Source organism: Aquiflexum gelatinilyticum (assembly GCF_024813435.1).
Classification (GTDB): Bacteria; Bacteroidota; Bacteroidia; order Cytophagales; family Cyclobacteriaceae; genus Cognataquiflexum; species Cognataquiflexum gelatinilyticum.
The window spans coordinates 103,476-115,611 of record NZ_JANAEZ010000003.1; the positions used below are offsets into that span (position 1 = coordinate 103,476).

A 12,136-nucleotide genomic window follows, 5' to 3' on the forward strand; every position below is an offset into this window, starting at 1 on the left:
CTCTTTTTTTATAATTCAGTATTAAGATCAAATGCCTCCAAATAGTCAGCTACTCTTCTGACAAACATTCCTCCTAAAGAACCATCGACAACTCTATGGTCATAAGAATGTGAAAGGAACATTTTGTGTCTGATAGCGATCACATCGCCTGTCGGTGTTTCTACTACAGCTGGTTTTTTCTGAATAGCTCCAACTGCAAGAATCGCAACTTGTGGCTGCATGATAATAGGTGTGCCCATTACGTTCCCAAAAGAACCCACATTGGAAACAGTAAAAGTCCCTCCACTCAATTCGTCGGGTGAAAGTTTGTTTAAGCGGGCTCTGTTAGCTATATCATTTATTTTTTTGGAAAGACCGATGAGGTTGAGTTGGTCTGCGTTTCTCACCACAGGTACAATAAGGTTTCCGGAAGGCAAAGCCACAGCAACCCCAATATTGATATCTTTTCTTTTGATTATTTTTTCACCGTCCACTGAGATATTTATCATCGGAAAATCTTTGATTGCCTTGGAAACAGCTTCGACAAAAAACGGAGTAAAGGTCAAACCTTCTCCTTCTTTTTTCTTGTACTGATCTTTTACTTTATTTCTCCATAATACGATATTGGTCACATCGGCTTCTACAAAAGAAGTTACATGGGCAGATATCCGTCGTGAATCGACCATTCTTTGCGCGATCATTTTGCGCATTCTGTCCATTTCTATGATTTCATCCTGAGCTGAAATACTCATTTCTACCCTAGGAGAAGTTAATACAGGTTGTACTCCCGAAACTGAGGGATTGGATATCCCGATATTTCCTTCTTTACGGTTTTTTAAGTATAAGAGAATGTCCTGTTTGGTTACCCGGCCATCTTTGCCTGTCCCGGATATGGAGACCAATTCAGATTTGCTGATATTTTCTTCTTTTGCAATGCTCAAAACCAAAGGCGAATAAAATCGGTCATCTCCTGACTGTGGTTCCCCTTGGGAATAGGAAGAAATCACTGCAGTTGTTTGGGCCGGTGCCGCCGCAAGCAGTTCTTCTTTTGGGGATGTTTGGGTTTTTTCCTCATTTTGAGATAATTCAGAGGCTTGAGCAGTTGATTCAATGATTGCAATCGGAGCACCTACAGCAACAACTTCACCTACTTTGACCAATATTTTTTTTAAAATACCGGCATGAGTTGCTGGCACCTCAGTGTCCACTTTGTCTGTTGCAACCTCCAAAACGGATTCATCTTGTTCGATGAAATCCCCTTCTTTTTTTAACCAAGTGAGTATTGTTCCTTCAATAATACTTTCACCCATCTTGGGCATCAGCATTTCTACATTTGCCATTCTTTTATTATTTAATTGGGTTTATTTCCAAGTTTTAAAATTAAATTTTATTTTAACCAATGCAAAATCGATGAATAAAATCTTTATTCTGTTTTTTCTAAAATGGACAGACGAAGCAAATTCAAAACTGCTACGGCAGTCAATTGAATATTTAGCATCCTGTCTTGGGTGAGCTGCAACTTTTTGGTCACGGTTTTTCCTTCAAAAGCACATGCAATCCAAACTGTTCCCACGGGTTTTTCTGCCCATCCACCTCCCGGGCCTGCGATTCCGCTACTTGCCAAGCCAAAATCTGCATTGAATTTCTTCCTGATGTTTTCTGCCATTTGGATGATTGTTGGTTCACTCACTGCACCGTAGGTTTCAAGTATTTCATTTTCAACACCAAGTAATTTGTTTTTGAAAGTATTGTGGTAGGGAATCATACTACCCTGAAAATAATCACTGCTCCCAGCAATGCTTGTAATTAAATGGGAAATATATCCCCCTGTACAACTTTCTGCCAGGGAAACTTTTTTGTCCTTTTGCTTTAGCAATCGGCCAACAGTTTCTTCAAGCGTTTCTTTGTTGTAACCATAAATATACTTTTCAATTAGCGGCTTTACTTTTTCGATTTCATTTTCCACATCATTTTGAAGGTCAATTGGATCTTCCCCAAAGGCAGTCAACCTAAGTTTTACCTGACCCAAAGATGGAAGGTAGGCGAGTTTAATGTGGGATGGGAGGTTGTTTTCCCAATCTTTGATCAGGTCAGCAAGCCAACTCTCACCAATGCCAACAGTTTTTATTACTTTATGGTAAATATTTGGAAGTGTAAAAAGCGATCTGATTTTTGTAATGACATGCTGAGTCATCAGGTTTTTCATCTCATGGGGCACTCCTGGCATAGACATCCATTTCTTTCCATTTTCTTCAAACCACATTCCCGGCGCTGTCCCAAGATCATTTGGGACATAGTTGCATTTGGTAGGTAAGTGGGCTTGGAATCTGTTAAGTTCAGTCAATTCCCTTCCTCTCTTTTCAAAAAAGGTTCTCACAGCTTCTAATGCTTCAGGAACCATTTCAATCCCACAACCAAAATATTCAGCCAAGAGTGGTTTGGTCAGGTCATCGTTGGTTGGGCCAAGTCCACCTGTAATCAAAATTATGTCTGCTCTTTTTTCAGCATCTGCAAATGCTGCAAGAATTGAATCTCTATTGTCTCCTATTGTCGACCTATGGACTACTCGAACACCTATCTTGTCGAGTTCCTGACTGATCCATTGGCTGTTGGTGTCTGTAATCTGACCATATAGTAATTCATCACCAATGGATATAATCTCGGCTTTTACTTCTTTATAATTGACCATATTTCGGTTTACCTGACTTTCGCTTTTTTTATAAATTTTGAAAATATCAAAGGGAAAAATCTTTTTAAGGTAACTGCATAAATCTCTTTTCCACCAATATTTATTTCTTCTTTTTTGTTTGAGATGGCTGCAACTATTTTTCTTGCACAGACTTCAGGATTCATTCCTTTGTTTTGGGCATCATCCATTTGCTGTAGCGGGGTTCCATCTCCGGTCAGTGCATTGATAGAGACATTAGTCCGGATAAATCCAGGATAAACCATCGTTAGAGCGATTTTATCCTTGTGATGCTCTGCTCTTAAAGTATCAAAAAAACCATGAAGGGCATGCTTTGATGCTGCATAAGAGGATCGATATGGGGAACCGAACTTGCCAACGAGGCTGCTCACTACGGCAAAATGACCTTTTTTATTCTCAATAAAATGAGGAAGTAGCGCTTTGCTCAATCCAATTGTGCCAAAAAAATTTACTTCCATGATCTTGCGGTCTACTTCCAATTGGGTATCATTGACAAGCGACCGTTGGCTGACTCCACCATTGTTTATCAAGACGTCAACTTTTCCAAAAGCATTGATTGCTTCAGATACTTTGTGAGAAAAACTTGGTGTATCTGTGAGATCCAAAGGCAAAACATGCACATTTTCTGGTTTGAAGACTCCGTTTTTTAGGGATTCAAGTTTTCCAATGTTTCTACCGGATATGATCAATTTACAATCAGTTTTGGAATTTTGATTGAATAAAGCTTCTCCGATTCCTGATGTTGCTCCGGTATTCCAGATTACCTCTTGATTCATGGTTTAGATTTTTTATAAACCACAAAATCAAAATCATATTCATTTTTCTCATCCTTGAAGTAGGAGGTAGTCGATACAACTTTCCATTCGGTTTTATCAATTTCAGGAAAAAAAACATCTCCATCAGGCATGGCATTTACTTCTGTTACCATCAATTCATCTGCGATAGGCAATGCCTGCTTATATATTTCTGCACCTCCAATAATAAATACATTGTCTAATTTTTTGCCGATACAGAATTGTATGGCCTCTTCCAATGAATGAGCGACCATATGCCCTTCAGGAACTTTAAAATCCTGGTTATTGGTAATCACAATAGATGTTCTGTTTGGGAGAGGTCTCCCGACTGACTCATAGGTTTTTCTTCCCATGATGATGTGGTGACCTGTTGTATGGCTTTTGAACAACTGTAAATCGGCTGATAGCCGCCAAATCAATTGATTGTCTTTGCCAATGACACCATTCTTCGCCTTGGCAACGATAATAGATATTTTCAAGATTTATTGAGTTTTGGGCTAAGTTACCAAGGATTATTTAATCAAGAAATCCAAAGTAAAAAGAATAGGATTTTCAATTCAGGCTTATGGAAAAAAAAAGCCTTGTTTCCCATCACAAAAAAATTGAAATCAGATTCATTTCATGGATTTTGTGATGCTTGGATAATCCGCCATGACAAAAGTCTCTTTGCTGTTTTCCTGTAATTCGATGGTAACCATGTCTATTTTGCTTTTATCTACTTTGCTCACAACATGGGCTTCCATCATATTTCCGGTAGGTAGATTATTGAAAAGGTCAGGGTTTTGGTCTTTCATTCTCGCCGTCAGAAACGGATTGTTTTGGCTCCAAAAAGGAGTATTTCCGGTAATAGGGGTTTTTGTAACCCAATAGTGGGTGATGTTTTCATCTGTTTCGATAAGGTATTCTTCACATTCCTTGCCTAGGATGGTTTTGGAATTTCCGGTTTTTTTGAAGGAGACATCTTCTGATTTATCTTGGATTTCAGCATCTTCGGATATTTCTGTTTCACTCATAGCTGCATAGTCATAAGCAAAAGTCATCCTCATTTTTTCGCCTTCATTTTCAAGCAGAGTAATTCCGGCATTCCTGTTGAAGTCGTAGATAAGAACATAGGTTCCATCTTCTTTTTTTTCAGGATCTGTAAATTTCATTCCTGTTATTTTTGGATTTTCTGAATAGTAAGAGGTCAAATTGATAGGGTCGTTTTGTTTTCCTTTTTCATCTATTCCTGTAATTTCCAATACCGCAAAGCCTTCAAATTCGTAGGATTCATCCACCTCGATATCATTATAAACAGATGACATCATTTTTTCAAAGTCAACAGTTGGAATGGTACTTGGGTCATCAGTCCCATAAACATCTTTGAACATTTTGTCGAGCTTTCTTCTCGCCATTTTTTCCATTTCACTTTCCACCTTCTTTTCAATTGCCCTGCTAACGCCACGTTCAGCGGCATTTTTTATCTTATTTATAAATTGGGCATTTGTAGAAAACGAAGTCAATAAAAAAGCAAGAGTGTAGAAGAATTGGAATGTCCTTTTCATTTGAATAAATTTTTATTGTAAGATGTGGTTTTGATTATTCAAGAAATCCTATAAAATATTGGAATGTAAATTATTCTATTTGACTTAGAAAGACAAGAAAAAACAGGTCCAATAAATAGAGCATTTCAAAATTCCTTTTGCTTACTCAAGTATCAAGTAAGTTTGTACCCTCTTAAAAATTCAGAAATTTCTAACTTTTTTTTCCCTTCCAACTGAAGTTCCAAAATTTTCAGTGAACCAAGGCCTGTTTGAAACACCAACTCCTTTTTGTTATCGGTCTGAAATTCTCCCGGTTGGAGTCCGGTCAGGTTATTTTCTGAAATTTCACTTTTGAAAATCTTACAAATTTTACCGTCCAATTGAGTCCATGCAGCAGGATAAGGAGAAAGTCCCCTGATCAGATTGTGTATCTCTTTGGCCGGTTTATTCCACTTTATTTCGCAGGTCTCTTTGAAAATTTTAGGTGCATGGTGTATTGCAAGCGATTCATCTTGGATCGTAGTCTTGATTTTTTTACCTGCAATAGCTTCTACAGTTCTCAAGACCAATTGGGCACCCTTGAGCTTAAGCTTTTCGTACAAAGTGCCAATATTGTCTGCTGGACTTATAGATTCTTTTTCTTGAAATATTATGCTGCCTGTATCGATTTCATGCTTTAAAAAAAAAGTGGTTATGCCTGTTTCTTTCTCACCATTGATTATTGCCCAGTTGATTGGTGCGGCCCCCCTATAATTTGGAAGCAATGAAGCATGGAGATTAAAAGTTCCTAGGGGTGGCATACTCCAAACTATCTCAGGCAACATCCTGAATGCTACTACAATTTGTAAATCTGCTTTTAAATCCCTTAGCTGTTCAATGAATTCAGGAGATTTAAGGTTGGTTGGTTGAAGGATAGGAATACCAAATTTTAAAGCGGTTTCTTTTACAGGGGAAGGGATCAGTTTTTGTCCGCGACCTTGTGGTTTGTCAGGTGCAGTAATGGACGCTACAACGTTCCAACCGTTTTCAATTAGGATTTCAAAAGACGGAACCGCAAATTCCGGGGTTCCCATAAAAATTATTCTTAAACTTTTATCCATTTTTCATCAATGTACTGTTGTGAAGGTCGGAAATTATTTATGGAACAATATGAAGAAAAATAATAAAAAATAAAATTTCCTTTTTTTGGTCAAAATAATGTGTTGTAAAACAACAAAAAGTATCACTATTATTTCATGAAAAATAATTAAAACAATGTATATTCATTAATTTGTAAAATTTTTAATATTTTCTAATTGTTAAATATTTTGGTAAAATCTTAAAGAATCATCAATAAATGAAGTAATTATTATTCTTATCGAAAAATATAATTAGGATTAATAAAAAATTATATAATTTTGCAACATGAATCAAGGTTTAAAATTTGGTCTTTCAAAAGGAATTAGACTTTTCGTCGGTTCCATGGCTATATTTTTTACTTTATTGGCTGTTTTTGACAGTTTTGTAAAAAGAGCAGAAATAGTTTACACGGGTGAATTTGTTTCTGAAGCAGATTTTAAATTTATTGAACTTCCAAATACCTTACAAATTCCTTCAGGGAATAAAATTACAAAGCTTGGTAAAATTGAAGTTATTCATTCCCTGATTTCAATTCCACATTTAGTATTTGAATTGCCTTTGGTCTCTCATGATTTAGAGGCAGAAACCCTTTATATTTTTTTACCTGTTTCAAGATTACTTAAGTTCTCTCTAAATACTCACGCACCCTGAAAGAACACAATTAATCTAATTCTTGCTGTTGATTTCTTGTAAGAAATCGATCTTAAAAATCCCCAAAATTTCCAAAATCAGTTTTGTAAACCTATTCTCTGTAAAGGTTCAAAGTATGTGTTCCCTTGTAAGGAACACGATACAAGCCTGATTTTAAAGGATTTTCTTAACGTACAATTTAAAATAAAACATTACCAAAAAAAACAAAAATCAAACAAACCGTCCTTTTGGACATTAAACAAACAAACACTATGAAAAAGACAATCTTTGCAATGATGATCGCTGCTACTGCATTTATGGCTTCTTGTGGCAACAAAACAACTGAAGAGGTAGAAGTTGTTGAAACTCCAGTTGAAGAAGTAGCTCCTGAAGTTGTAGAAGAAGCACCGGTAGATACTACTGCTGCTGCAGCTGATACCACCGCAGTGAATTAATTAAAAAATTAATTTACAATAAAAAAATCCCCGATAACATCGGGGATTTTTATTTTGGGGTAAACCCTTAATTGAACTTAAACACTTTTCAGAGAGACTCTAAAAACTTATCAAACTTATGCAATTAAAAGCCTATAAAAAATAACCAATACTGGGTATTTTTCTAGGATGAAAATTAGAAAAATTATACTTTAAGATGTAAAAAATCTAATTAAGATTTTTTTTGGATTGATTTTATAATTTAAAGTTTTAATTGTATTGCTCTGAAATTAAGTTTTTATAGATCAATCTTCTTTGACCAAATTTTATTTAACTGCAATGAATTATAAATAATGGAAAATAATAAAGTTTTGGAATTGATATTGATTAGGAAATAACTGTAAAGAGAAGGTATAGAAAATCCAATCAGATAAATTTAAAAACATAGTTTAATTTCTTAAATCCGGATTTTAAGTACTTTTTAATTTGAAACTTATTATTGATTTTATTTTTTAAATGATTAAACTTAGGCTTTGTAATTAGGTATATTTCCATGCTGATTTCCCAAACAGGAGCTGAGATTTTAAATTTCATTGAAAGTCATTCCGCAATACATGAGTGTAAGAAATAAATTAGATATTTTAGGTTTTTTTGATCAATTAAAAGATCCGGTTGTTGTTTTTTCCAACAAAAACGACATTTTTTTCAATGATTATTTTATCAAGAATGTCAAAGGAAATTTCACTGATTGGAAGGAATTATTCAATTCTGATAAAATCCATCAAGAGCTTGTTATATTTCTAGAAACAGGTAAGCTGCCTGAAAGTAAATTTTGTTCCACTCTGCTTTTATCAGATGGCCTTTCTCCAAAGATTAATTGGGAATTTAAAAGCATCTTTGATGCGTCCGGGCAAAGGTATTGTGTTGCACTTGGTGCCAAATCGATTCAGGAAAATGATGAATTCTTTGATAAAGAGAATAGTCTTGGCGTCCTTGATTTAAATTTTGTGGCAAGCGTCCTAAGGCATAGCCATGATATGGTTGTGATATTGGATAAAGATGGAAAGTATAAATTTTTGAGTGCTGCAGTTATTGATAAATTGGGAATCGATACCTCAAAGATCATCGGAAAATCATATAAAGATTTTGTAAATGAAGGAATTATAAAAATTGATGAAGGGGATATTGATCAGGTTTTTAAATCAAAGTCTGAAATAAATATAAACTTTTGGGTAAATATTCCTGATGGTAAGAAAGTATATATTGAAAGTTACTGCAGGAACCTACTTGATGACCCCAATATTAATGGATTACTTTTTAGTGCCCGTGATATTACTGCCTATTGGAAAGCAAAAAAGTCTCTTCAGAAAAGGTATGAACTTGAGAATTTGATCAACAGAATTTCTGCAAAATTTGTCAATGCAGGATATAATCAAGTCGACCAGGTTTTCAACCTTTCTTTAAGGATGTTGGGAGAATTTGAAAAAGCCGATAGGGCATATATATTTCTCGTTCATGATGACCTGCAGGAAATCGAAAATGTCTATGAATGGACAGCCGATGGGATAGAGCCCCAGATTCAATACCTTAAAAACCTTCCGATTACTGAAGATAACCTGACGATAGATTCCTTGCGAAAAGGTGAGGTTCTTGTTGTCCCTGATGTTGATCTAATGCCTGACGAATTTGGGGTAGAAAGAGACATTTACCAACAGCAGGGAATCAAATCCTTTGTATTGATCCCAATATTTTCTGAAAACAAACTGATAGGGTTCTTTGGGTTAGATGCAGTCCATGAAAAAAGAGCTTGGCATGAAAAAGATGAATATGTTCTCAGGCAGCTTGGAGATATTTATGCAGGAAGTTTTATCAATAGGGCCATAAAGAAAAGACTTGAACGGAATGAAAAGCTGTTGGCTTCCACAGAAATTCTAGCCAAATCAGGTTCCTGGAGATTTAGCAATACCAAAAAAAAGATTTTCTTTTCCTCAGGTTTAAAGAGGATTTTTGAATTAGAGGAAAATATGTATTCTTCTAATTTTTTGGGTTTTTTAAAAAGAATCAAAAAATCTGACAGAAAAGGGTTTGTGGAAAGATTGAACCAAGCTGTCATGACCAAAAGTACTACTTATGGAGAGTTTAGTATTTACACAGGAGAAGGGAAAGAAAAATTTATAAACTTCACCATACAGGTGAGAGAAATCCAAGGCAGTAAGGATGTAGAAGTTTTTGGATATTGCTCTGATATAACACATAAAAAAGATGCTGAAAATTACCTGAAACTTCAATCACAGATCCTCACCCAAGTTGATGACCCGATTGTGGTGACTGATTCTTCCCTAAAAATAATCTACATCAATAAGGCTGGTCTCAAAGAATGTAAAATTTCCGAAGCAGAGAATTTCCAAGGGAAAATCACCGACCTATTTGAATTTATATTCGAAGATTCCAACACACTTGAAAAGTTATTGGTAAGCCTGAAATCCAATGAAGGCATTACCAAACAAATGCAACTCAGGTTGAGGACAGGAGTGGTTGATCCTTATGAAGTTTCTGTGCAACAGTTTTTGAATGATGACCTCGAAAAAATAGGGTTTTCATTTGTGATCAGAAATTTATCCCTTCAGGTGAGGCAAGAAGCAATCGCTCGAAAGGCGCAGATGATTGTCGAAAACAGTCCTGCAGTTTTGTTTACAGTAGATCCAAATGAGAATTTTAGGATACTTTATATCACTGACAATATCAGGCAGTTTGGTTATAACTCTACCAAACTTGTAAATTCCAAAACAAGCATACTTGATTTGATTCATCCGGATGATGTGGTTAGGCTTTTGGATTATCATTATTCTAAAGAAAGTGAAAACGGTATCCCAGCTTTTTCAGGAGAATACAGAATAAGAAAAGGAGACGGATCCTATAGATGGGTCGAGGACCGGACACGAGAAGTGTATGATTCGGAGGGAAGGATTTTTGTGCATGAGGGAATTCTTCAGGACATCACCGAAAGAAAAAACAACAGAGAAGAAATTCTAAGAAGCCAAGAAAGATACCGTGTATTAGCTTCAAATATACCTGGTACAAGTATCTTTCTGATAGACCGTGACTTGAGATATATTGCAGCACAGGGAACAAATTTTGCTGATTGGGGAATGATGGCTTCGGACTTTGAAGGAAAAACCTTAGCAGAAGTCCATACCGGTAACCTTAACGAAATTCAACCTATAGTTACCAGAGCATTGCTCAAAAATGAGATTATCCAAAAGCACCTTGTGTTCCGTCGCAGGGTATATGAAATTACTGTTCGTCCTATTATGTATGGGGGTGAAATTGAATATGCACTTGGGATTTTGAGAGATATCAATGAGGAACATCAGGCAAAAGAAAATCTAAGAAAAAATGAAGAAAAGTATAGAAAACTGGTAGAGGAATCTACAGAAATCATTTTCTCTTTAGATCTTGACATGACGCTTATCTATATTTCTCCCAATGTGAAGCAGTTTCTTGGATATCCTTCCGAGGAAGTCATGAGTAGGAATTTGACAGAATTTTTGCATCCTGAGGATATTTTAATATTTGCTGAAAAGAGTGGATCTGAACCTGACTTTTTTGAAAAAAACCAGTATCTCGAATTTCGATTACGGCACCTGGAAGGGGATTATAGGGTTTTCAGTTCCAATGGGAAGTTGGTAATTGATGACGAAGGAAAAAAAATGTATTACACAGGGATTGCAAGGGATATTACCAGTCTCAAAGAAGCCCAAAAGGAACTTTTCCATGCAAAAGAAAAAGCCGAACAAGCCTCAACTATAAAGTCTCAATTTCTTTCCATCATGAGTCATGAAATCAGGACTCCCATGAATGCGGTAATTGGGATGGCTCACCTGTTGATAGAAGATGAACCTAGACCGGACCAATTGGAGAATTTAAAAACCCTTCAATTTTCGGCCGAGAATCTCCTCGGATTGATTAATGATATCCTGGATTATAGCAAAATTGACTCAGGAAAAGTTGAGCTTGAAAAAGTCAATTTTGAACTCAGTAATGTTTTCAACCGAATTCTTCATTCCTATTCTTATCAAGCTAGGGAAAAGTCACTTCAGGTCATTTTTGAAGCTGATCACAAATTGCCTCAAAATCTAATGGGTGATCCAGTGAGATTGGGGCAGATTGTCAATAACCTGGTTTCCAATGCCATAAAATTCACCGAAAAAGGATTTATCAAAATCAAGTTGACCAACGAGAAAGAAAATGAAAAGTCTATTGCCATCAGGTTTGATTTTGAGGATTCAGGCATAGGAATTCCCAAGGAAAAACTTGACTTGGTATTTGAGGCATTTACCCAAGCAAGTGCTGCAACGACCCGAAAATATGGTGGGACAGGTCTTGGATTGGCGATTGTCAAAAGATTGGTGCAGTTGTTCGGGGCTGAGATCAAAGCTTACCAAAGAGAAGAAGGGGGAACAAGATTTACATTTACTGCCGTATTTGAAAAGCCACAAACCAAGGCTGTTTTCTCCCAAAGTGACCATTCAGAAGGATTAAAATTTCTGGAAGAAGCAAGTATCCTTGTCGCTGAAGATAACCTTGTAAACCAGATCATGATCAAAAAATTTCTCCATAAATGGGGGGTTAAAAATGTTGTCATGGCAAATGATGGAAATGAGGCAATCAAGGCATTTATGGATCAGGATTTTAATTTGATCTTGCTTGACCTTCAGATGCCCGAGAAGGATGGTTTTTTTGTTGCTGAATACATCAGAAACTTGGATGAGGCAAAAAAGAAGAATGTTCCTATAATTGCCTTGACAGCTTCTTCGTTGATTGAAGTAAAAGACCAATTGGATAAAGTGGGAATGAATGATTATATAAGCAAACCGTTTAACCCTGATAACCTTTATACCAAAATACTCAAATACCTTAAGCCATAAATTTGAAAAAAGGAGTTCGCAA

Annotated in this window: 9 protein-coding genes; 3 read left to right on the forward strand and 6 right to left on the reverse strand. The window is 36.0% G+C overall.

Annotated features, from left to right (window positions below; translation table 11 throughout):
• Window positions 1–8 precede the first annotated feature (8 nt).
• The 6 genes from NK987_RS08365 to fmt form a co-directional block, all read right to left on the reverse strand.
• On the reverse strand, window positions 9–1,319 hold the full coding sequence (locus NK987_RS08365; protein WP_259263480.1) for a dihydrolipoamide acetyltransferase family protein: 1,311 nt from the start codon (window positions 1,317–1,319) through the stop codon (window positions 9–11).
• A gap of 83 nt (window positions 1,320–1,402) precedes the next feature.
• The gene (locus NK987_RS08370; RefSeq protein ID WP_259263481.1) at window positions 1,403–2,668 is read right to left on the reverse strand and encodes a competence/damage-inducible protein A; all 1,266 of its coding nucleotides are present in this window, start codon (window positions 2,666–2,668) and stop codon (window positions 1,403–1,405) included.
• An 8-nt stretch (window positions 2,669–2,676) separates the two neighbouring features.
• Complete coding sequence (locus NK987_RS08375) at window positions 2,677–3,462, reverse strand: SDR family oxidoreductase (RefSeq protein WP_259263482.1); 786 nt, start codon at window positions 3,460–3,462, stop codon at window positions 2,677–2,679.
• A complete protein-coding gene (locus tag NK987_RS08380) occupies window positions 3,459–3,959 on the reverse strand; it encodes a dihydrofolate reductase (RefSeq protein WP_259263483.1) in 501 nt (166 codons plus the stop codon). Before NK987_RS08380 ends, NK987_RS08375 begins: the two co-directional genes overlap by 4 nt.
• 135 nt (window positions 3,960–4,094) lie before the next feature.
• The gene (locus NK987_RS08385; protein ID WP_259263484.1) at window positions 4,095–5,024 is read right to left on the reverse strand and encodes a DUF4412 domain-containing protein; all 930 of its coding nucleotides are present in this window, start codon (window positions 5,022–5,024) and stop codon (window positions 4,095–4,097) included.
• A 152-nt stretch (window positions 5,025–5,176) separates the two neighbouring features.
• Window positions 5,177–6,103: a methionyl-tRNA formyltransferase gene (fmt, locus tag NK987_RS08390; RefSeq protein WP_259263485.1), complete on the reverse strand. Its 927-nt coding sequence runs from the start codon at window positions 6,101–6,103 to the stop codon at window positions 5,177–5,179.
• Window positions 6,104–6,407: 304 nt separating this feature from the next.
• On the opposite strand from fmt, the gene NK987_RS08395 reads away from it, so the two are divergent.
• From NK987_RS08395 to NK987_RS08405, 3 genes are all read left to right on the forward strand, one after another.
• On the forward strand, window positions 6,408–6,773 hold the full coding sequence (locus NK987_RS08395; RefSeq protein WP_258422569.1) for a hypothetical protein: 366 nt from the start codon (window positions 6,408–6,410) through the stop codon (window positions 6,771–6,773).
• A 251-nt stretch (window positions 6,774–7,024) separates the two neighbouring features.
• A complete protein-coding gene (locus tag NK987_RS08400; RefSeq protein WP_259263486.1) occupies window positions 7,025–7,207 on the forward strand; it encodes a hypothetical protein in 183 nt (60 codons plus the stop codon).
• Between the two features lie 593 nt (window positions 7,208–7,800).
• Window positions 7,801–12,114 (forward strand): PAS domain S-box protein, encoded by a 4,314-nt coding sequence (locus NK987_RS08405; RefSeq protein WP_259263487.1) that lies wholly within the window; start codon window positions 7,801–7,803, stop codon window positions 12,112–12,114.
• Window positions 12,115–12,136: the final 22 nt, after the last annotated feature.

What these genes read in the sequence shown, in the direction of transcription:
- NK987_RS08400 (WP_259263486.1), top strand. Translation starts at nt 7,025, where the DNA reads ATGAAAAAGACAATCTTTGCAATGATGATCGCTGCTACTGCATTTATG.
- NK987_RS08385 (WP_259263484.1), bottom strand. Translation starts at nt 5,024, where the DNA reads ATGAAAAGGACATTCCAATTCTTCTACACTCTTGCTTTTTTATTGACT.
- NK987_RS08365 (WP_259263480.1), bottom strand. Translation starts at nt 1,319, where the DNA reads ATGGCAAATGTAGAAATGCTGATGCCCAAGATGGGTGAAAGTATTATT.
- NK987_RS08375 (WP_259263482.1), bottom strand. Translation starts at nt 3,462, where the DNA reads ATGAATCAAGAGGTAATCTGGAATACCGGAGCAACATCAGGAATCGGA.
- NK987_RS08395 (WP_258422569.1), top strand. Translation starts at nt 6,408, where the DNA reads ATGAATCAAGGTTTAAAATTTGGTCTTTCAAAAGGAATTAGACTTTTC.
- NK987_RS08370 (WP_259263481.1), bottom strand. Translation starts at nt 2,668, where the DNA reads ATGGTCAATTATAAAGAAGTAAAAGCCGAGATTATATCCATTGGTGAT.
- fmt (WP_259263485.1), bottom strand. Translation starts at nt 6,103, where the DNA reads ATGGATAAAAGTTTAAGAATAATTTTTATGGGAACCCCGGAATTTGCG.
- NK987_RS08405 (WP_259263487.1), top strand. Translation starts at nt 7,801, where the DNA reads ATGAGTGTAAGAAATAAATTAGATATTTTAGGTTTTTTTGATCAATTA.